This is a genomic window from Pseudomonas fuscovaginae SE-1 (assembly GCF_000364705.1).
Lineage (GTDB): Bacteria > Pseudomonadota > Gammaproteobacteria > Pseudomonadales > Pseudomonadaceae > Aquipseudomonas > Aquipseudomonas fuscovaginae_A.
Genome location: NZ_AQOH01000030.1, coordinates 17,458 through 37,315, shown reverse-complemented (window position 1 = coordinate 37,315; position 19,858 = coordinate 17,458). Strand labels below are relative to the sequence as shown.

18 protein-coding genes and 1 pseudogene are annotated in these 19,858 nt (G+C 62.1%); all 19 read right to left on the bottom strand.

From position 1 onward, the window contains the following. Window positions 1-11: 11 nt before the first annotated feature. On the bottom strand, window positions 12-341 hold the full coding sequence (gene fliE / locus K675_RS0104170; protein WP_017902254.1) for a flagellar hook-basal body complex protein FliE: 330 nt from the start codon (window positions 339-341) through the stop codon (window positions 12-14). 135 nt (window positions 342-476) lie between these two features. Continuing rightward, window positions 477-1,877 carry a sigma-54-dependent transcriptional regulator gene (locus tag K675_RS0104165; protein ID WP_017902253.1) on the bottom strand — a complete coding sequence of 467 codons (1,401 nt, stop codon included), beginning with the start codon at window positions 1,875-1,877 and terminating at the stop codon, window positions 477-479. 2 nt (window positions 1,878-1,879) lie between these two features. Continuing rightward, a complete protein-coding gene (locus tag K675_RS0104160; protein WP_198291610.1) occupies window positions 1,880-3,070 on the bottom strand; it encodes a sensor histidine kinase in 1,191 nt (396 codons plus the stop codon). A 127-nt stretch (window positions 3,071-3,197) separates the two neighbouring features. Beyond that, on the bottom strand, window positions 3,198-4,673 hold the full coding sequence (locus tag K675_RS0104155) for a sigma-54 dependent transcriptional regulator (protein WP_017902251.1): 1,476 nt from the start codon (window positions 4,671-4,673) through the stop codon (window positions 3,198-3,200). A 183-nt stretch (window positions 4,674-4,856) separates the two neighbouring features. Beyond that, complete coding sequence (locus tag K675_RS0104150; protein ID WP_017902250.1) at window positions 4,857-5,153, bottom strand: hypothetical protein; 297 nt, start codon at window positions 5,151-5,153, stop codon at window positions 4,857-4,859. A gap of 13 nt (window positions 5,154-5,166) precedes the next feature. After that, window positions 5,167-5,562, bottom strand: a complete 396-nt coding sequence (fliS, locus tag K675_RS0104145) for a flagellar export chaperone FliS (protein ID WP_020481033.1) — start codon at window positions 5,560-5,562, stop codon at window positions 5,167-5,169. Window positions 5,563-5,691: 129 nt separating this feature from the next. Beyond that, entirely contained in the window at window positions 5,692-7,167 is a 1,476-nt protein-coding gene (gene fliD, locus K675_RS0104140; protein WP_017902248.1) for a flagellar filament capping protein FliD, read from the bottom strand. A gap of 82 nt (window positions 7,168-7,249) precedes the next feature. Then, window positions 7,250-7,627, bottom strand: coding sequence for a flagellar protein FlaG (locus tag K675_RS0104135; protein WP_026144912.1), 378 nt, complete (start codon window positions 7,625-7,627; stop codon window positions 7,250-7,252). Window positions 7,628-7,700: 73 nt separating this feature from the next. Then, complete coding sequence (locus tag K675_RS0104130; protein ID WP_026144911.1) at window positions 7,701-8,561, bottom strand: flagellin domain-containing protein; 861 nt, start codon at window positions 8,559-8,561, stop codon at window positions 7,701-7,703. 211 nt (window positions 8,562-8,772) lie between these two features. Continuing rightward, entirely contained in the window at window positions 8,773-9,066 is a 294-nt protein-coding gene (locus tag K675_RS0104125; RefSeq protein ID WP_017902245.1) for a hypothetical protein, read from the bottom strand. Further along, window positions 9,063-10,355 (bottom strand): motility associated factor glycosyltransferase family protein, encoded by a 1,293-nt coding sequence (locus tag K675_RS0104120; RefSeq protein WP_017902244.1) that lies wholly within the window; start codon window positions 10,353-10,355, stop codon window positions 9,063-9,065. The genes K675_RS0104125 and K675_RS0104120 overlap by 4 nt, the downstream gene beginning before the upstream one ends. A 74-nt stretch (window positions 10,356-10,429) precedes the next feature. Continuing rightward, window positions 10,430-11,356, bottom strand: a complete 927-nt coding sequence (locus K675_RS0104115) for a ketoacyl-ACP synthase III (protein ID WP_017902243.1) — start codon at window positions 11,354-11,356, stop codon at window positions 10,430-10,432. 232 nt (window positions 11,357-11,588) lie between these two features. Next, on the bottom strand, window positions 11,589-12,641 hold the full coding sequence (pseI, locus tag K675_RS0104110; protein ID WP_017902242.1) for a pseudaminic acid synthase: 1,053 nt from the start codon (window positions 12,639-12,641) through the stop codon (window positions 11,589-11,591). A 77-nt stretch (window positions 12,642-12,718) separates the two neighbouring features. Further along, window positions 12,719-13,768 (bottom strand): annotated as a pseudogene (gene pseG / locus K675_RS0104105) (UDP-2,4-diacetamido-2,4,6-trideoxy-beta-L-altropyranose hydrolase); the annotation flags it as partial. Then, on the bottom strand, window positions 13,765-14,475 hold the full coding sequence (pseF, locus tag K675_RS0104100; RefSeq protein WP_017902240.1) for a pseudaminic acid cytidylyltransferase: 711 nt from the start codon (window positions 14,473-14,475) through the stop codon (window positions 13,765-13,767). The gene pseF and the pseudogene pseG, both read right to left, overlap by 4 nt. Beyond that, the gene (locus tag K675_RS0104095; RefSeq protein WP_017902239.1) at window positions 14,472-14,720 is read right to left on the bottom strand and encodes a hypothetical protein; all 249 of its coding nucleotides are present in this window, start codon (window positions 14,718-14,720) and stop codon (window positions 14,472-14,474) included. Before K675_RS0104095 ends, pseF begins: the two co-directional genes overlap by 4 nt. Next, window positions 14,704-15,879: a UDP-4-amino-4,6-dideoxy-N-acetyl-beta-L-altrosamine transaminase gene (pseC, locus tag K675_RS0104090; RefSeq protein ID WP_017902238.1), complete on the bottom strand. Its 1,176-nt coding sequence runs from the start codon at window positions 15,877-15,879 to the stop codon at window positions 14,704-14,706. Before pseC ends, K675_RS0104095 begins: the two co-directional genes overlap by 17 nt. Further along, entirely contained in the window at window positions 15,876-16,877 is a 1,002-nt protein-coding gene (gene pseB, locus K675_RS0104085; RefSeq protein ID WP_017902237.1) for a UDP-N-acetylglucosamine 4,6-dehydratase (inverting), read from the bottom strand. Before pseB ends, pseC begins: the two co-directional genes overlap by 4 nt. Before the next feature lie 20 nt (window positions 16,878-16,897). Beyond that, window positions 16,898-19,840 (bottom strand): TIGR00180 family glycosyltransferase, encoded by a 2,943-nt coding sequence (locus K675_RS0104080; protein ID WP_017902236.1) that lies wholly within the window; start codon window positions 19,838-19,840, stop codon window positions 16,898-16,900. Window positions 19,841-19,858: the final 18 nt, after the last annotated feature.

The following is a 19,858-nucleotide window of genomic DNA, read 5'->3' as shown; positions in this document are numbered from 1 at the left end:
CAATCTCGCCCTTAAACCGGCATCTGCATGATGTCTTGATACGCCTGGACCAGCTTGTTGCGGACCTGGGTCAAGGCCTGGAACGAAACGCTGGCCTTTTGCGAGGCAATCATCACGTCCGTCAGGTCGACGCCGCTCTTGCCGATTTCGAAGGCATTGGCCAACTGGCTCGAAGCCTGCTGGGTATCGCTGACCTTGTTGACGGCCTGGCCGAGCAGGTCGGCAAAGCTGCTGCCGGCAACCTCTGGCGCGGCCACAGCCGACTTCGGCTGAGCCATGGCATCCATTTGCATGGCGCGCATGTCCAACATCAACCGATTGAATTCAATACCCTGGCTCATGAACTACTCTCTCCGGCAACCTGCAATTTTTTGACACTCGTGCAGCGGTTAACACTGGTGTTAGCAACAAGGGTGCCATCTCCTTGTCGCCTCCGAATAAAAACCGATACATGACCGTATAACGGGTGAAGCGACTCAAGTGGCGAACAGATAGGCTTCCACGTCCATGCCGGCATCGCGCATCTGCGCCAATTTGTAGCGCAGCGTACGCGGACTGATACCCAGGCGCTCGGCCGCCTCCTTGCGACGCCCGCGCTCGGCGCGCAAGGTGTCGATGATCATCTGGAACTCACGCCGACGCAGGTCGTCACCGAGCGCCCCGGCGGACTCCGCCACCGCCATTTCGCTGGCGTCCGCCTCCCCCGATGGCGCCCGCGTCGCCGGCAACGGTGCACAGCCGATCGGCCCGGCGAGGCAGAAATCCTCGGCCTGGATGACTCCGCCCTGCTGCAGAATCAACGCGCGCTGGATCGCATTGTCGAGTTCGCGAACATTGCCAGGCCACGCATGAGCGACCAGGCAAGCCTGGGCCCCAGGCGACAATCTGACGGCAGCGTGCTTCATTTTCGCGCTGTGCTTGACCAACAGGCGCTCGGCCAGTGGCAGGATATCGGCAGTCCGCTCGCGCAATGGACGCCAGGCCAGCGGAAAAACCGACAGCCGGTAAAAGAGGTCCTCACGGAAGCGCCCCGCCGCCACCTCGGCAGCCAGATCACGGTTGGTGGTCGCCACCACCCGGATATCCAGGGCAATCGGCTTGCGCGCCCCGACCCGCTCGACCTCACGCTCCTGCAATACCCTCAGCAGCTTTGCCTGCAGCCCGAGGGGCATCTCGGAAATCTCGTCGAGCAGGAGAGTGCCGCCATCGGCCTGCTCGAACTTGCCCGCCTGGGATGCGATCGCGCCGGTGAAGGCCCCCTTCTCATGACCAAATAGCGTAGCTTCGAGCATGTTGTCCGGGATGGCCGCGCAGTTGATCGCGACAAACGGTTGTCCTGCACGCTGGGATTGCTGATGGATGTAACGCGCCAGCACTTCCTTGCCGGTACCCGACTCACCGGAGATCAGCACCGTCGAATCGCTGCGGGCCACCCGCGAAGCCAGTTCGAGCAACTGCGCGCTGGCCGGCTCGGCGGCGATCGGCCCCTCGCTCTCCAGCGCACCGGACAACCCCAGCGCATGACGCTCCACCAACTCCAACAGCGCCCTGGGTTCGAAGGGCTTGACCAGATAGTCGGCGGCGCCCTGGCGCATCGCTTCCACGGCGCGCTCGACCGCGCCATGGGCAGTCATCAGCAGCACCGGCAGCAGCGGCTGGCGGGCCCGCAGCAGGCCGAGCAGTTGATGCCCGTCCATGCCCGGCATGTTCACGTCGCTGACCACCAGGCTGAAGGATTCCTGCGCCACGGCCTCCAGTGCAGCCTCGGCGCAGGGCACCGCGCGAAAATCATGCCCGGCCAGCAGCAAGGTGTCCGCCAGGGCCTCGCGCAGCGCCCGATCATCCTCGACCAACAGAACCCTGATCCGTGCCGCCATCGCTATGCCTCCGTGGCGCCGGGAATCAGCGGCAGGCACAACATCGCGCAGGTGCCGCGCCCCGGACGTGAACGTAATTGCATGTCGCCCTGGTGCGCCCGGGCGACGGCCTTGACCACCGCCAGGCCGAGCCCGGTTCCGGTGGTCTTGGTGGTGAAGAAAGGCTCGCCCAGGCGCGCCAGCACCTGCGGCTCGATCCCGCTGCCGTTGTCACTGATACTCAGGCGCAAGGTATTGCCGCGACTGTACAGATGCACCTTGAGGAGCACATCGGCCCCGCTGGCCTGCATGGCGTTCTCGAGCAGATTGAGCAGCGCGCCGACCAGGGTGTCACGATTGCACAGCAACTCGCCCCCATGACTATCGCACTGCCAACGGATCGCCACGCCCTGCACGTGGGTCTGTGCAGCTGCCTGCAGGGTCTGCAGCAGGGCCGCGGGGGTCAACCGGTCGGTCAGCGGCAACTCGCCGCGGGCGAACACCAGCATGTCGCGCACCTGGTGCTCGAGTTCATGCAGACGCTCTTTCAGGCGCCCGGCGAAACGCTGCTGGGTTTCCACCGGCAAGGCCTGCTCATTGAGATGACTGGCGTACAACAGCGCCGCCGACAGCGGCGTGCGAATCTGATGAGCCAGGGAGGCGACCATCCGCCCCAGGGAAGACAGACGCTCGTGACGGGCCAACTGATCCTGGAGACGACGGGTTTCAGTCAGGTCATTGAGCAGCACCAGTTGTCCAGGCTCGCCTTCCAGCGAACGCGTGGCGATCGACAGGCGCCGACCATCCTTGAGCGAGATTTCATGACCGTCATCCTCGCGTGGCGCGAAGCAGCGGGCGATCACCTGGCGCCACAGCTCGCCTTCCAGCGGCTCGCCGAGCAATTCACGGGCGGCCGGATTGGCTTCGCAGACGAAGCCATGGGAGTCGATCACGATGACGCCGCCAGGCAGCAGGTCCAGCAGGTTCTGCAGGCGATTGGCCAGGCGCTCCTTTTCCGCCAGCTCGGCCATGCGCTGGGCGCTGACCACGGCCAGCTCACCCTTGAGTTCGGTGACCCGCGCCTCGAGCATGCTGTAGGAATCGGTGAGCTGCGTAGACATCTGGTTGAACAGGGCAAACGCCTGCTCAAGACCCAGCCGGCTTGCCTGCTCCACAGAAGAGGGTTGCCCCGGGATATCGGGGACAGTAGGCATCTGGGCGGCTTGGGGCATCGTCGTCTCTCGCTGGCTGACCGTCATTTAAACGGAAGGTTGCGGGAGACCTAGCAATACCCGTGCCTAAAAAAACCGCCCGATTTTTCAACAACTTGGGAAACAGGCGTCAATCGTCCGCCTGCTCATCCCCCTCACGACGGCTCATGCCGTACTTGCGCATCTTCTCCACCAGGGTGGTACGCCGGATACGCAGCCGCTCGGCGGCCCGCGCGACGATCCCGTTGGCATCGTCCAGCGCCTGCTGGATCAAGCCCTGCTCCAGGCCGCCCAGATAGTCCTTGAGGTCCAGGCCTTCGGGAGGCAGCATCGCCGACGTGCTGAAGTCCGGCGTATGGCCATTGATCGCCACACGCTCCTCGAGGTCGCTGCGCAGGCTGTCAACCATCTGCTCGTCTTCGTCATCGACGTAGCGGAACTTCTTCGGCAGCTCGGCCACGCCAATCACACCATAGGGATGCATGATCGCCATGCGCTCCACCAGGTTGGCCAGTTCGCGGACGTTGCCCGGCCAGCCATGACGGCACAGCGACATGATCGCGGCCGAGTTGAAACGGATCGAGCCGCGCTTCTCGTGCTCCATGCGCGAGATCAGCTCGTTCATCAGCAGCGGGATATCCTCGACCCGCTCGCGCAGTGGCGCCATCTCGATCGGGAAAACGTTCAGACGATAGTAGAGATCCTCCCGAAAGCTGCCCACCTCGATCATGCTTTCGAGGTTCTTGTGGGTGGCCGCGATGATCCGCACGTCGATGCTCTGGGTCTTGTTGCTGCCCACGCGCTCGAAAGTGCGCTCCTGCAGCACGCGCAGCAGCTTGACCTGCATCGGCAGCGGCATGTCGCCGATTTCATCGAGGAACAGCGTCCCGCCATTGGCCAGTTCGAAACGCCCGGCCCGGCTGGTGATGGCGCCGGTGAAAGCGCCCTTCTCGTGGCCGAACAGCTCGCTCTCCAGCAGCTCGGCTGGAATCGCCCCGCAGTTCACCGGAACGAAGGGCGCGTCACGCCGCTTGGAATGGTAGTGCAGGTTGCGCGCCACCACTTCCTTGCCGGTGCCGGACTCGCCCAGGATCAGCACGCTGGCGTCGGTATCGGCCACCTGCTGCATCATCTGCCGCACATGCTGGATCGCCCGACTGGTGCCAACCAGACTGCGGAACAGGTTCGGCTCGCGCTGACGGCCACGCTCGCGGGCCTGGTCGTACATCTCGCGATAGACCTGGGCACGGTGCAGCGAGTCGAGCAGCTTGCTGTAGCTGGGTGGCAGTTCGAGACTGGAAAGCACCCGGCGGCGCAGGTCCTCGGGCAGCTCGGCGGAACTATTTTCGCCCAAAAGCAGAACAGGAAGGAACTCATCCCAGGTTCCGAGTGTCTTAAGCAAGCCCGATAACCCGGTGCTGGCGTTGACGCTCCCGATCAGGACGCACAACACCTCGCGACTGGACGCCAGGGAATCGGCCGCCTGCTGCCAGTCATTGCTGCCGCAGGACAGGTTGTCTTCGCCGAGAAAATTTAGAATCACCGCCAAGTCACGGCGGCGAACGCTATCGTCATCGATCAGCAGAATTTTGGTTTCACGCCACATGCAATAGCAACTTCCCTAGTCAACTCGATGCCCTGGATGAGCGGGCAGCCTTGACGCCCGAGGTGGGCTATCACCTTCAAAGACGACCGAAATCTGGAAAACAGCACTAGTTAAGTCAAAAATTCGTACGCAGTCAAATTTATGGCGCAAGTACGTCTCGATTTGCCCTGCGCGAAATCTGCGTCAACCGAATAAATGGTAAACCTTAGCCGCATTCTGTGCCTGCTGGAGGTGTTGCATCTCGTCGACTATTGCCTGCCTCTCCGCCATCGCCGTCTCCAGCAACTGCCGATAGACGTGCAACAGTTCTTCCAGGCTGCTGCGCAAGGCATCCTCGTCGACCGACGCCTCGTTGAGCACATCCTCCATGCAGGCACGGCATGCGAGGTCCAGTTCGGCGATGCTGCCCCAGTCACGATCGGCCAGGGCTTTCACCAGGGCTTCACGGGTTTCCTGGATACGCTGCAGTACGAGGCTCATGACGCTGTACTCCTTAGAACTTTGGAGCGGGGTCGCCGATGGCGTCCCAACCCTCTTTGACCGTGCTCAACAGGCCTGCCACTTCATCAAGGATCTTGGGATCGGACTTGATATTGGCTTCGGCCAGACGCCTCATCATGTAGATATAGAGACTGTCCAGGTCAGCCAGGGCATCCGCCTGCTTCTCCAGATCCAGACCTTCACGCAGGCCGCCGACGATGCCGATGGCCTTGCCGATTGCCACGCACTTGGCGGGGATATCCTTGCGCTCGATAGCCCCCTTGGCCTGAGCAATGCGATCCAGGCCACCTTCCATCAGCATCTGCACCAGACGGTGAGGGCTGGCCTCGGAGGTCTGTGCCTGGGCCCCCACTTTCTGATACTGCCGAAGGGCTAACATCGGGTTCATGTCGTACCTCGCTACAACCTTGAAAGTTCGTATGTCCAGTGTATCGCCTTCGAGTCAAAAAACTTTAACTCTAAAGGCAAAAACCCGGCGCGCCTTTAAGCGTAGCCGGGTTTTTGGCGTCAACCTGGATTACTTGGCGGACTGCTGCGCGTTCAGCGAAGTGAAGAACGAGGTGATACTGCTCGCCGTCGCCTTCATCTGCCCAACCAGAAGATCCATGGCATTGTACTTGGCCGTCAGTGTCTTGGTCATGTTGGCGACCCGCAAGTCCAGGGCGGCCTGCTGATCGGTCAGATTCTTGGCCGTTTTCTGCAGAATGGTGTTACGGTCGTCGAGCAACCCGCCAGTGCGCAGACTGGTACCGGCAACCGGCGTCCCCAGGTAGGTGTTGAGCGTGTTGCCGATGCGCGAAAACAGGCCATTGGTCGAGTTGGTGCCATTGAACAACTGCTGCACCTGACCACTCATGCCAGGCGTAGCCATGGCCTTGCTGAACGCGGCGGTGTCGAAGGACAGGTTACCGGAGTTGCTGGAATTACCACCCGCCACCGTCAGAACGCCCAGTTGCGACAGCACGGACAGCGCCCCACCCGGCCCCGGAGCGGTGAGCTGCTCGCGGATGTCGGAAATCAGCGAACGCGGCAGGGAATCACCCGTGAACGCCGCCGATACCGTCAGATTGCCATCGGCATCCGCCGTCGCCTTGGACAGGCTATTGATGGTAGTCATCAGGGTGTTATACGAGTCGACGAACGACTGGATCGAGGTCTGCAGCCCGCTGGTGTTGGTCGCGACGGTGACTGTCGAACTGGCGCCGACACCGGGAGCACCAGCCGATAGCAGGTTCAGGGTCAGACCACTGATCGCACCGGTGACGGTATTGCTCTTGCTGGTGACCTGCAGGCCGTCCACGGTCAGCGAAGCGTCGGTGGCAAGCGCTGTCACCGCACCGGATGCCGTTGCCGAGGGATTGTTACCCATCAGTTGGGTACCATCGATCGCCAGGCCGGCGATACCGCTGACCTTGATATCGGAACCCGCACCGGTGGTCGTCGAACTGATCACCATGCGCGACGCGCCAGAGCTGTCGGTCACGATGTTGGCCGAGAAGCCATTGCCGCTCAGCTTGCTGTTGATCAGGTCCCGGGTGCTTTGCAGGGTGGCATTGGCCGGGATGTCGACATTGTAGTTAGTGCCATTTTGACTGATAGTCAGGGTACCACTCGGAATGGCACTGCTGGCACCGCCGGCAAACGCCGCACTGGCGACCTTCGACCCCGTGGCCAGACTCGACACGACCACGTTGTAGGTACCGGGAACGGCCGTGTTATCGGCAGTCGAGGTGAGGGTGGTCGCCGTACCGGAGGTCGCCGTATAGCCAGCGAACGCGGTAAGCGAAACATTCAGATCGGTCATGGTCTTCTGAAACGCCGCCAGGGCGCTCTTCAGGGACGCAACACCGGAAATCTTCAGCGTATTGGTTTTGGTCGCGGTATCGATCTGCGTCTGCTTGGCCGATTTGTCGGCGTTCACCAGCGCAGTAACGATCGAACCGATGTCCAGGCCCGAGCCGAGGCCCGTTCCCGGTAAAATTGGACTTGCCATGTGCCTCTCCCGTCAGGTTGCTGCCGGTCTTTTGACCTTCATCAGCAGTCAAAGATCCTGCAAACACTATTCATGCCAGTTGTCAGGCTTTTCCATCGAACAGCACACTGCTCGCCGAACTCAGACTGTCCGCCAACTTCATGGCCTCGGCGGAAGGGATCTGCCTGACCACTTCACCCGTCTCGCTGGCGATGACCTTGACGATGACTTTCCCGGAGTGTTCGTCAATCGAGAACTCCAGGTTGCGCTTGATCGACTGCACGAACTTTTCGATGTCCTGAACAGCCCGCTTGAGTCTTTCGGAGGAATCCGCATCCTTGTTGGTGGCGTCGGTGTCGGGAGCTGCTTGCACCTTGTCCGCCTGAGGCGCCGCAGCCGATTTGTCAGCCACAGGGGCGCTGTTGGAACTGGCCGGCAGAACAGCTGGGTAAGACAGATTAAGCTTTACACTCATGTCCATCTTCATCACCTCTCAACGTAAAAAGGCGAGAGAGCGTGGCAAGCACACTCCCCCGCCAAAACTCATTCCGAAATTACTGAAGCAGCTTCAGTACAGCGGAAGGCAGTTGGTTAGCCTGAGCCAGAACAGAGGTGGAAGCCTGTTGCAGGGTCTGCTGCTTGGTCAGGTTAGCAGTTTCCGCGGCGAAGTCGGTATCTTGTACGCGGCCTTGTGCAGCAGTGGTGTTTTCGTTGATGTTCTGCAGGTTCTGGATGGTGCTGCTCAGACGGTTCTGCGAAGCACCCAGGTTGGCACGGGTGGTACCGATTTTGGCGATTGCCGCGTCGATCGCGGTGATCGCGTTGTCGATGTTCTGCGAGGCCGAACCTGCACCAGTACCGGAAGTACCGGTCAGAACCACAGTACCGCTACCTACCGACAGGCTGGCGGCGTCGAACTTCGAGCTCAGTACCAGGTCGATGTGGTTGGCACTGCCGGTGTTGGCGCCGACTTGCAGAGTCACGGTACCAGCCGAACCGTCCAGCAGGAACTTGCCGTTCAGGTTGGTGGACTGAGCGATACGGGTCAATTCGTCAGACATCTGAGCGAATTCGGAGTTGGTAGCGGTCTGGTCGGCAGTACCGTTGGTTCCGTTACGGGCCTTGACAGCCAGTTCACGCATACGCTGCAGAATGTCGGTCGAAGCTTGCAGAGCGCCTTCAGCGGTCTGGGCAACGGAGATACCGTCGTTGGCGTTCTGAACGGCCTGGGTGTTACCACGGATCTGCGAAGACATACGGTTCGAGATCTGCAGACCGGCGGCGTCGTCTTTGGCGCTGTTGATTTTCAGACCGGAAGACAGGCGCTGCATGGAGACAGACAGGGCATCGGAAGCACGGTTCAGGTTCTTCTGAACGTTCAGCGACGTAGTGTTGGTGTTTACAGTTAAAGCCATGACGAATTCCTCGTTGGGTGGTGTACTACGGCTTCCGGCCCTGGCAACCGCCGGGTGTGGCCTAGAGAACCTTCGTAATAGTTATCGTCGGTATGGCAGGTTGCTTGAGGGCTTTTTTCAAAAAATTTGCTAGCAACCTGCCACCCCTCTAAAAACAAGGGCTTAGCGCGCACCTGTAGAGGAAAAATGGCGCCAGAGAACCGCCTACACCTTACCGTTCGTCACCGAACACTGACCGACCGCTCTGCACGACCTCCAACAGCGCGACCAGTTCGTATTGCAGCAGATCCGCCAACCCCAGCCAATCCTGACGCGCCTGGCAATCGAACATCGACAGCAGCAGTTGCGTCCACCTCTGCCGCACCTCGGCGGACGCCTGCTGGAGTTGCGACTGAATACCGTCGAAGACCTCGACCATCACCAGCGCCGCCTCGACATCGCGACCGAACCGAAACAGCGCCGAACAACGCTGAGCCTCGCTGATGCTGTACTCGAAGGGCTTCATTGCACGAACTCCTGATCGAACCCGCTGCCGATGATCTGCGCGCCCGCCCGGCTGCTGTTGAGAAAACGCACCTGCGGATGCGCGGCGATGTAGCGTTCCAGCTCACAAAGATAGCGGCGGAAATTCAACTGCGTGCGGACCCGCCGGCCATTGCCATCCAACACCCAATGCTGCGCCTCGTCGATCCGCGAACCCAGCTCGCCATCCCTCCAGCCGGCATGGGTCTTGTTCATCGGGAAGGCGAAGTCGGCACCGAACAGGGTGATGGTCGCCGCCCCCATCTTCACCGCCAGGTCCACCGCCGGGTGCAGCACGCTGCCACCGACATACAGCAGACCGCGCTCAAACTGCTGGCGAACCGCCGCATAGATCGGGCTGGCGGAGTAGGCGCCATAGCGCGGCCCCTGCCAGGCCCGGAGCACCTCGGGATCACTCATGGGCATGTAGGCCAGCGAAACCCCTGCGGACGCCTCCGGTGGCAGGTGCCTGAAGCCGATCCGCTGGTCGATGCTCACGACCAGGTCAGGCTTGATGCCCTGCTCATGCAGTGGCAGGTAGGCCGTATCGGCGCAGATGAATAGCGGGCGCCGGTCGCTGGAGCGGATTGCGCGCAGTGCATCGAAGTGCTGCTCAAGCGTCGGCCCCGTGCCGATCACGTAGATGTGCTGCCCCGCCTGCGTGGCGAACAACTCGGCCACATCGCGATCGGCGGCAAAGATCTCGCGACTCTCGCGCAAGCGCTGGAGAATCTCCGGTGACTGCGGGTCGAATTCCCGATTGCTGAAGCTCAGATGCACCTCAGCCACCAGGCGATCGCGCATCCGCGCGTTGAAATCATCGGCCAGGACCAGTTCGGCCGGCAACGCAAAGAACGGAAAGAGGATTTCCGGATGATCGGCCGCATAACTCAGCTCGACCCGCGGATCGGCCAGCCAGCCGTCCTGTTCGAGCAGGCCGAGCACCAGCCTGAACAACGCGCCATTGAGAATATGCACGTTCAGGCGCTGCAACCGCGGCGACTCCAGCAGCACCTGCTGCAGGTCACCCAACCCCGTGCCGTAGACATGCAGCACCGCACTGTCGGGCGGCAGGACCGAGGCCTGCAGACGCGCCTCGGCGGTACGATCATGGCGACTGGTCAATTGCACGCCGGCGACGCTCAGGGTCGACCCCTGCCCTTCGACCAACTCCACCGGCAAGCCATCGTCAGCCTCGGCCCGCAGGCGTTGCCAAACACCCGGCCAACGCACCTCAATGATCCGTGCGTTCCGCTCAAAGCTGTCGCTCATCCTGCCTCGCTCCGCGCAAAAAAATAGCGCTCAAGGTTAACTCACCTGGAGCGCCACTTTGCAACCCTGTGGAATCAGGGCCGATGAATGATCGCCGAGCCCCACGACAGACCCACGCCGAAGCCACTGAGGGCGACGCGCTTCCAGGTCGAGTTGAGCACGTGCTTTTCCAGCAGCAGCGGAATGCTCGAAGACACCGTGTTGCCGGTCTCCGTCATGTCCTTGATGAACTTCTCCGGCTTGTCCTCGAAGCGCCGCGCCACCGCGTCGACGATCGCCGCACTGCCCTGGTGGATGCAGAAGGCGTCGATATCGCTCGGCTGCAGGCCCGAGTCGCCGAGCAACTCATGCAAGTGCGCCGGCACCTTGAGCAGGGCAAAATTGAACACCTGGCGGCCGTTCATGAAGAACACACCGTCGCTGACCTTCAGGTGCGGCGCGCCGGAACCGTCGGTCCCGAACTTCGACTTGCCCAGTTGCCAAGGCGCGTCTTCACCCATCCAGGTCGCGGTCGCGGCATCGCCGAACAGCATGGTGGTGTTGCGGTCTTCCGGATCGACGATCTTCGAATACGGGTCGGCGGTGATCAGCAGGCCGTTCTTCAGGCCGGCGGCTTCCATGAAGCCCTTCATGGCATAGATGCCATAGACGTAGCCGGAGCAGCCCAGGGAAATGTCGAACGCCGCCACGTGGGTCGGCAGGCCGAGCTTGTCCTGGACGATCGCCGCGGTATGCGGCAGGCCTTCCTCGTCACCGTTCTGGGTCACGACGATCAGCGCATCGATGTTCTCTCGCTTGAGTTGCGGATTGCTGGCGAACAAGGCATTCGCCGCTTCGACACACAGGTCCGAGGTTTCCTGCCCGGCGTCTTTGCGCGGCAGGAAGGCGGAACCGATCTTGCCCAGGATGAACTCTTCATCCTTGGCGAATTTGGCACCCTGAGCGTAGTTGTCCACGCCGGCTGTCGGCACGTAACTGGCAATGCTTTTTATGCCAATCATTATGAATTCCCAAATAATAAACAGCTGAATATCACCGCTCGCAGGCATCGAGGGGCGCCGATCAACAGGGGCTTTCCGTCCCCCCAAGACAGGGCGAAAACGGCGGATAAGAAGGGGCAATCACCGACCGAAAAGGCTCAGGTGCCCACATCCCCGGAAAATACAATATTGTGAAGATGCGCGTCATGACTCACAAGTCACGCCTATTTTGCCCGAATCGATGCCCAGGAGGCTATTGGATCAACGACCAGTCCAACGGCGTACCGCGTTTCAGGGACACCCGGGCCTTGCGCCCGAGCACGCCATCGACATGTTTCGGCGCCAGCCCCAGGCCGGGACGGATCGCCCGCACGTTCTGCGCGGTGAAGGGCTCACCCTCGTCGATATCCTGCACCACGTACAACGAACGCCGGTAGGCCAGGGATTTGCGCTCCGCCTCGGTAGCGCCATAGCGCACCTGCCCCAATGCCTGCCAGGCCCGTTCGGTCTCCACCACCAGGCTGGCCAGTTCGGCCGGCTCCAGGGAGAAGCTGGCGTCCACGCCACCAGCGGCACGGTCGAGCGTAAAGTGTTTCTCCACCACGGTGGCACCGAGCGCCACCGCCGCCACCGCGACACCAACGCCCATGGAATGATCGGAGAGCCCCACCTGGCAGCCAAACAGCTGTTGCAAGTGGGCAATGGTGCGGATATGGCTGTTGAGCGGCGACGCCGGGTAGGTGCTGGTGCACTTCAGCAACACCAGGTCCTGGCAGCCGGCGGCCCGCGCGGCACGAACCGTCTCATCCAGTTCGGCCACGCTGGCCATGCCGGTGGAGATGATCAACGGCTTGCCCGTGGCGGCCACCCGGCGGATCAGCGGCAGGTCGGTATTCTCGAAACTGGCGATCTTGTAGGCCGGCACCTCGAGACTCTCGAGAAAATCCACGGCCGTTTCGTCGAAGGGGGTGGAGAACGCCAGCATTCCCAGTTCCCGGGCCCGGGCGAAGATCGGCGCATGCCATTCCCAAGGCGTATGGGCCTTCTCGTAGAGGTCATAGAGCGACGAACCGACCCACAGGCTGCCGGGATCCTTGATGAAGAACTCGCCCTCTGCCAGGTCCAGCGTCATGGTGTCGGCAGTGTAGGTCTGCAACTTCAACGCATGGGCACCGGCCTTGGCCGCCGCCTCGACGATCCGCAGGGCCACCTCCAGCGACTGGTTGTGGTTGCCGCTCATTTCGGCAATGACGAAAGGCGGTGCTTCCGAGCCAACCAGACGCTGGCCGATCTTGAAACTAGTCATGGAGCTGATCCTTCACTGCACAGTCAAAACGGCTGACCGACTGGGCCCTGCCGCTGTTGAGAAACAAGGAAACTCTCGCCCAGCAGGGCGCTGGCGAAACGCCGCGCACCCTGCCCGTCGACCAGGCTGCGCGAACGCTCGGCCAGGCTGCGGCGCAGGTCGACATCGCCGAGCACGTCCTCCACCGCCTGCTTCAGGTGACCGACATCCACCGCCTGGCAGGGGCCGAGATAGAGGTGAGCCCCCGCCGCCGCCAGCCGTTCGGCATTGGCCTGCTGGTTCTCGGCCACGGCGATACACAGGGTCGGCAGCCCCAGCGCGGCGCGCTCCCAACTGGTACCGCCGCCAGCGCCGATGAACAGGTCGGCAGCGGCCATCAGCTCGGCAAAATCCTGGACGAAGGTCCGCACCCGCCACGATGGGCGATCCGCAGCCATCGCCTGCAGCTGCGCCAGGCGCGGATTGGCCGTGCCGGCGACGAAGTCCACCTGCAAATCCCGGAAATCCGCCAGAGCCAGCATGGCCTTCCAGGTTTCCCCCGCACCGTCGAGCCCGCCAAAGTTCACCAGCACGCGATCCACCCGGGGCTTGATCGGTACCGGTGCACGACAGAACTCGTCGCGGATCAGCGCATAGCGGGGACCGAGCAATTGCCGACAAGGCGCCAGGGTGCGTCCGGCGTACGCGGGATCGCTGGCGGTGAAATTCTGATCGAAGAGCAGATCCACCGCATGCTGGCGATTGTTCAGGTCATCGATCGCCGCGATCCGCCCGGCCCAGCGCCGGGCAGCGGTCTGCCAGTGATGGTCGAGGCCATAGTGGTCGACGACGATCCAGTCGAATGCGGGCTCCCCCGACAGGCCGTTCTGCAGGGCGTCGATATCGGCCTGCCAGGGCAACGGCGCCTCGATCCCCCTGGCAGGCTCTTCACCCGGATAGAGCGCCGGCAGGCCCACACTACGCCACCCCTCCCCCGCCAGCCGGGCCAGCGCATTGCCGGGCAATTCGCGACAGGCGAACACCACCTCGGCACCGTTGGCACGCAGGACCGTGGCCAACGTCAGGCAACGGGCAACATGCCCGCTGCCAATAGCGGCCGATGCGTCGGCACGGATCAACACCCTCACGACTCCAACTCTCCTCCGGCTTGCAGGGCGGCATACAGGTACTCGGCCCGACACCAGTCCTCGGGCGTATCGATATCCTGAACCAGATGGCGCGGAAGCCGCACCGGCAGACTCTTTTCGGAAAACAGCACGTCGCCGCGCAACCAGGCGGCACTGCGCCCCCAATAGAACTGGGCGGCATCCTGGAACGCCGGCGGCAGATCCTGGGACCGGGTCTGGCGGTACTCCGGGTACAACGCAGTCAGCGCTCCGTCCTCTGTGAGGGTCAGGGCCCGCTGGACCGGAAAGCCGAACTCGCAGACGGAAAAGGCGAAGGATCGCTCGGGATTCTGCTCCAGCAAGTCGAAGCCTTCACGCAGAAAACGCCCTTGCAAAAGGGGAGCCGTGGCGTAGAGGCAACAGGCGTAATCGAACACCTGCCCCTGGCGGGCCAAGGCCTCGATGGCATGGACGATCACCGCCGTGGTACCGGTGAAATCATCGGCCAGCGTCGTCGGGCGCATGAACGGCACCTGGGCGCCCCGCTCACGGGCCACCTCGGCGATCTGCTTATCATCGGTACTGACCAGCACCTGCTCGAACAGACCGCTGGCCAGCGCCAGCCGGATCGAACGCGCGATCATCGGCTCGCCATGGAACAGCTTGAGATTCTTGCCCGGGATCCGCTTGCTGCCACCCCGCGCCGGAATGATCGCTACGGCACTCAACGGCGTTTTTCCAACTGGAACCCGTTCCGCTTATCGACGGGAAACTGTCGGCGCCGGTGGGGACCGAAGCCATGGTCGAGTAACGGCAGTTCGCTATCGCGAGTGGGTATCTCGCTGGTGAAATCGCGCTTGAACAGCATTATGCCGGTACCGCACTCCTGTCCCTGGTTGCGCCACACACACGCATCACTGAACTCGCCCCGCCACAAGTGTTCCTGCTCGCTCAGCTCATGCATGATTGCCATCGCTGTTCAAAATCCGTCGTAATTGATCGACAACATAATTCTGTTGCTCGTCCCCCAGATCCGGGTACATCGGCAGGCTGATGGCCTCGGCGTAATAACGCTCGGCCTGGGGAAAATCGCCTTCGGCAAAACCCAGCTCGCGGTAATACGGTTGCAGATGCACGGGTATATAGTGCAGGTTCACGCCGACCCCCGCCGCCCGCAACGCCTCGAAGGCCTCACGGTGAGTCACACTGATACACTCCAGTTGCAGCCGGATCACATACAGGTGCCAAGCCGATTCGGCATCCGCCTGAAGGCCCGGCAGCGTCACCGGCAAATCTGCCAGCAGGCGCTGATAACGCGCTGCCAGGTAGCGCCGTCGGGCGATGAAAGCGTCCAGCCTGGCCAACTGCGACAGACCGAGCGCCGCCTGGATATCGGTGATCCGGTAATTGAAACCCAACTCGATCTGCTGGTAGTACCAGGGACCGTGGCTGGGCCCGCTCATCTGCGCCGGATCACGGGTCATGCCATGGCTACGCAGGCGACGCAGGTGTTCGGCCAACTCCGTGCGATTGGTCAAAACCATCCCGCCCTCGGCTGTGGTGATGATCTTGACCGGATGGAAACTGAAAACCGTCATGTCGGCGAACCGCCCGCTGCCAACCGGGCTTCCGGCATAAGAAGCCCCTACCGCGTGTGAGGCGTCCTCAATCAGCATGAAGCCGTACTCACGGGCCAGTTGCGCGATGACCTGCATATCGCAGCTTTGCCCGGAGAAGGCCACTGCCACCACCACCCTGGGCAGACGGCCCGTACTCTCAGCCGCCATCAGCTTGCGCTTCAGGGCAGCGGCATCGAGGTTCCAGGTCAAGGGATCGATGTCGACGAAATCAACCTGGGCACCACAGTAAAGCCCGCAGTTGGCCGATGCCAGGAAGGTATTCGGGGTGGTCCAAAGCCAATCGCCTGGCCCCAGGCCAGCAGCCAGACAAGCGATATGCAGGGCGGCGGTCGCATTGCACACTGCAATCGCGTGCAAGGCCTGGCAACGTGCTGCCAGCGCCGACTCGAATCGCTCGATGGTCGGCCCCTGGGTCAACCAGTCCGATTGCAGTACGGCTACGACTGCATCGATATCCGCCTGGTCAAGGCTCTGGCGCCCATAGGGGATCATGCGGACAGACCGTCATGCAGCTCGGCAAGCTCTGCCACCGAGAGGAACTGCGGATTGGTGTCGGAGCGGTATTCGAAATCCTCGGATACCGGCCGGCCGCGCTCGCCGAGGCCATCCACGGCAAAGTCGACATCAACCTGAGTGAAGCGGATCGACGGCTGAATCGTGTAATGGTCGGCGAACTCCAGCGTCATGCGCGCATCGTCCAGGGGCACCATCAATTCATGGAGTTTTTCGCCGGGACGGATCCCCACGTGCTTGTGCGGCAGGTGGCTGGCCATGCCGCGGGCCAGGTCGACGATGCGGATGGAGGGAATCTTCGGGACGAAGACCTCTCCACCATGCATCCGAGCAAAGCTGTCGAGCACGAACTGTACGCCATGATCGAGAGTGATCCAGAAACGGGTCATGCGCTCGTCGGTGATCGGCAGTTCGCCCGCCCCCTCCCTGATCAGCTTGTCGAAGAACGGCACCACCGAGCCTCGCGATCCGGCCACGTTGCCATAACGCACCACGGAAAAACGCGTCTGCTGATCCCCGGCAATGTTGTTCGCAGCCACGAACAACTTGTCGGACATCAACTTGGTCGCGCCATAGAGGTTGATCGGGCTGGCGGCCTTGTCCGTGGACAAGGCGACAACCTTTTTCACGCCGTTATCAATGGCCGCAGAAATGATGTTCTCCGCCCCATTGACGTTGGTGCGGATACATTCCGTCGGGTTGTATTCCGCTGCCGGCACCTGCTTGAGCGCAGCGGCATGCACCACGAAGTCGATGCCGCGCATGGCCTGGCGCAGCCGCTCGACATCACGCACATCGCCCAGGAAATAACGCATGCATGGAGCGTTGAACGTCTGCTGCATCTCGTACTGCTTGAGCTCGTCACGCGAGAACACCACCACCCGCTTGGGCTGATACTGTTCCAGCAGGCGCCGGATGAAATTGCGTCCGAACGAGCCGGTACCACCGGAGATGAAAATCGATTTGCCGTTGAACATGTTGTCTCCTGACAGCCGGCTCAAGCCAGCAATTGCGCCCAATCCACGTGGTACGCCTCGCCCAGGGTAAAGCCCTTGCCACGCAATGCCAGGCTCGAGTTGTACGCCGGGTCGACCTGGAAGTTGGCTGCCCACTTCTCACGCAATGCCTCCAGGGCCGCAGGTGCCTCGGGCAGCACGCCCGGATGCAGGACCTGCACTTGTGGCGTCCACGACACCAGGTAACCGGCCTGGCCGATGTTCAGGCACAGGTCGACTTCGCTGAAGCCCTCGGCAAAGTCGCCCTCGTCCAGCCCACCGAGCGCATCGAAGAGCGCCTTGCGCACCATCAGGCACAGCGCCGAAACCGCCGAGTAGTTCTGCTCGACCATCAGGCGTTGCATATAACCCTTGGCATCCTTCTTCTCGCCCACGAACGGAGAGTCGATGCCTTCGTTCAGACCAAGAATCAGGCCAGCCTGGGAAATCTTGCCGTCGCGGCTGTAGAACTTGGCCCCCACCGCCCCGACTTCCGGACGCAGCGCCTGGTTGAGCAGCGACTCGATCCAGTTGGGGTTGACCACTTCACTGTCGGCCGCCAGCAGCACCAGGTACTCACCCCTCGCCTGCCGCGCCGCGGCGTTGCAGAAAGCCGGGGGGCTCGCCCAGTCAGATTGCAGCAAGCTGACCTTGCTGGCCTGCGGCTGGCCCTGTAACCAGTTGGACAATGCCTCGGCATAGCTCGAGTGTTCAGCCACCAGCACTTCGTAGTTCAGGTAGCGCGTACGCTGTAACAGCGCACTCAGGCAGCGCTCCAACTCGTCAAAGCCTACCGCGCCATGGACGATGATCGACACCAATGGACGTTCGCTGTGCCGGTAGTCGATCATGTAGGTACCCGGCTCCTGGGAGGTGACCTGGGCCTTGTAGCCACGCACGCCGAGGTGACGCAGCAGCGTCGCACGCTCGTGGGCGTTCTCCTTCAGCTCCGGCTTCGTGCTGATCAGCAGAGGCTCGTCCAGGTGTGCCAATCCGGCCAGACCGTTCTGTTCGATCAACCGCAGCAACAAGTCGAATTCCAGGGCATCAGGGTAGTCGGCGCTGTAGCCACCGGCCTCGACCAGTACATCACGCCGGACCAACCAGTGGCGCGCCATCAGGGCCGGCACGCTCAACAGCAGATCGGGGTTGAAGCCCGGGCGGAAGACATCGGTCAGCGCGCCATTTTCATCTCGTTGGATTTCATCGATGCATACCGCGCGGCAGCCTTCGGCGTGACGCAGCTCCAGGCCGGCCTTCAGCAGGCCACTGGCCGTGAACTCATCGCCCACCTGGGCGAGCATCAACCAGTCACAGGACGACTGGCGGGCAAACTGGTTGAGCTTGTCGACGTAGTTGCCCTCGGTCACCCGAATGAAATGCAGGGTATTCTGCAGGGTCGTTGCCGCCTGTGGCTCACCGGTGGTGAAGACCACGATGCGGAACGCCTTGCCATGGCCTTCCAGGAGACTGTCGAGGGTCACCTGCAGCTTGTCGACATCATCCGCCAGGTCCAGCAGCATCAGGCCGAACAGCGGACCGACGCCCTGCTGGGCCTGATACTCGGCAATCGCCTTGCGTTCGCTGACATCCGGCTCACGCGCGTCCAGCCAGTGCAACAGACGTCCCGAGAGCGTGGCGTCGAATGTCGCACGGTTGTCGTCGCTCGACACCGCATCCAGGCGCTCGCTCCAGGCGGCGATACGCTGGGCATCGTCATGCTCGCCCAGGGATTCGAGCTGCCGCGCCAGGGCCCGGATCACACGCCGGTTGAACAGGTTGCAGTCGTGAGCCTGCCACAGACGATCGACCACGCTTTGCGGGGTGTCGTTGTTGTGTGGGCGCATCAGCGCCTGCTGGCGGGCCCAGGCCGCTTCCAGCCGTTGCAGTTGCGAACGGCCGGCGGGCATGGCATGCAGAAGGAATTCGAACCGGGTCAGTTGATCGAAGAAAACCTGGTTGTAAAACGGCATCTCCATGTACTGCTTGGGCCCGAAGCGCCGCTGCGGCGGCTCCTCGATGCTGTTCCAGGTCGAGTCGAAGATCATCTCGACGGTCAGCGCCCGACCGCTGCGCAGGCTGTCGACCATGGCCTCGAAGCTTTCCAGGGCGAAGGCTTTGGTCTGGGTCCGATCCAGGCCCTCAATGCCGGTGGGCAGTGTCGCCAGGAACTCGGCGAACGCTTCACGCTCGGCGGTCGACTTGGCATCGGTGTAGGACAGTGAGTGGTAGACCTCGGTGCTGTGCTCCGAATCACCGTAGTTGAGCTCGCGCACCACATAGGGGATCGGCAGGATCCGCGCCTTGGCCCTGGCCAGCATGTAGTAGACGTGACCGATCTCCTGCCACTGGAAGCTGGTGCCCTTGGGCATCGCCGAGTGCCAGTCGCGCATCAGGTCGGTGCGGTGCACCGCATAGAACGGCGGCAGGTACTGGCCCATGTAGCTCAGCACACGATCCTGCGCACGCTCGCAAGCGTAGTCCTCGCAGACCTTCTTGTCGCGGCGATAATACAGGACGCTGTTGGCCAGGGTCAGGTACATCATGCAGTAGCCGTGACACATCCCGTAGTCGGGATGGTCCTCCAGGAAGGCCACGGACTGGCTCAGGGCATCATGGACGATGAAGTCGTCGTCGGCGGCGAACACCATGTATGGCGTCTTCACGCTCATCACGCCATGGGCGAACTTGTCCTGCAACTTCCAGTAGTCGTACTGCGGCACGTGCAGGTACTCGACCGAATCGCGCCCCTCGGCGACCTCGGCACAGGGCTCGGGCGAAGAGTCGAGAATCAGCAGCTTGCAAGGCAGGGCGCTGTAGTAGACCACCGCCCGACGCAGGAACGCCAGCCTATTATGGGTGACCATCACCACCGTCAACAGATCCCCCAGGGGTTCCTCATCCCCCAGGAGCCGCGCCTGCTCGAAAACGTACTTGCCTTGCATAACCTGTCCCCAAAATGC

What these genes read in the sequence shown, in the direction of transcription:
- K675_RS0104115 (WP_017902243.1), bottom strand. Translation starts at nt 11,356, where the DNA reads ATGATTGGCATAAAAAGCATTGCCAGTTACGTGCCGACAGCCGGCGTG.
- K675_RS0104125 (WP_017902245.1), bottom strand. Translation starts at nt 9,066, where the DNA reads ATGAAGCCCTTCGAGTACAGCATCAGCGAGGCTCAGCGTTGTTCGGCG.
- K675_RS0104095 (WP_017902239.1), bottom strand. Translation starts at nt 14,720, where the DNA reads ATGGCAATCATGCATGAGCTGAGCGAGCAGGAACACTTGTGGCGGGGC.
- pseI (WP_017902242.1), bottom strand. Translation starts at nt 12,641, where the DNA reads ATGACTAGTTTCAAGATCGGCCAGCGTCTGGTTGGCTCGGAAGCACCG.
- pseC (WP_017902238.1), bottom strand. Translation starts at nt 15,879, where the DNA reads ATGATCCCCTATGGGCGCCAGAGCCTTGACCAGGCGGATATCGATGCA.
- pseB (WP_017902237.1), bottom strand. Translation starts at nt 16,877, where the DNA reads ATGTTCAACGGCAAATCGATTTTCATCTCCGGTGGTACCGGCTCGTTC.
- K675_RS0104150 (WP_017902250.1), bottom strand. Translation starts at nt 5,153, where the DNA reads ATGAGCCTCGTACTGCAGCGTATCCAGGAAACCCGTGAAGCCCTGGTG.
- K675_RS0104155 (WP_017902251.1), bottom strand. Translation starts at nt 4,673, where the DNA reads ATGTGGCGTGAAACCAAAATTCTGCTGATCGATGACGATAGCGTTCGC.
- fliD (WP_017902248.1), bottom strand. Translation starts at nt 7,167, where the DNA reads ATGGCAAGTCCAATTTTACCGGGAACGGGCCTCGGCTCGGGCCTGGAC.
- K675_RS0104135 (WP_026144912.1), bottom strand. Translation starts at nt 7,627, where the DNA reads ATGGACATGAGTGTAAAGCTTAATCTGTCTTACCCAGCTGTTCTGCCG.
- K675_RS0104120 (WP_017902244.1), bottom strand. Translation starts at nt 10,355, where the DNA reads ATGAGCGACAGCTTTGAGCGGAACGCACGGATCATTGAGGTGCGTTGG.
- K675_RS0104130 (WP_026144911.1), bottom strand. Translation starts at nt 8,561, where the DNA reads ATGGCTTTAACTGTAAACACCAACACTACGTCGCTGAACGTTCAGAAG.
- fliE (WP_017902254.1), bottom strand. Translation starts at nt 341, where the DNA reads ATGAGCCAGGGTATTGAATTCAATCGGTTGATGTTGGACATGCGCGCC.
- K675_RS0104080 (WP_017902236.1), bottom strand. Translation starts at nt 19,840, where the DNA reads ATGCAAGGCAAGTACGTTTTCGAGCAGGCGCGGCTCCTGGGGGATGAG.
- K675_RS0104160 (WP_198291610.1), bottom strand. Translation starts at nt 3,070, where the DNA reads ATGCCTACTGTCCCCGATATCCCGGGGCAACCCTCTTCTGTGGAGCAG.
- K675_RS0104165 (WP_017902253.1), bottom strand. Translation starts at nt 1,877, where the DNA reads ATGGCGGCACGGATCAGGGTTCTGTTGGTCGAGGATGATCGGGCGCTG.
- fliS (WP_020481033.1), bottom strand. Translation starts at nt 5,562, where the DNA reads ATGAACCCGATGTTAGCCCTTCGGCAGTATCAGAAAGTGGGGGCCCAG.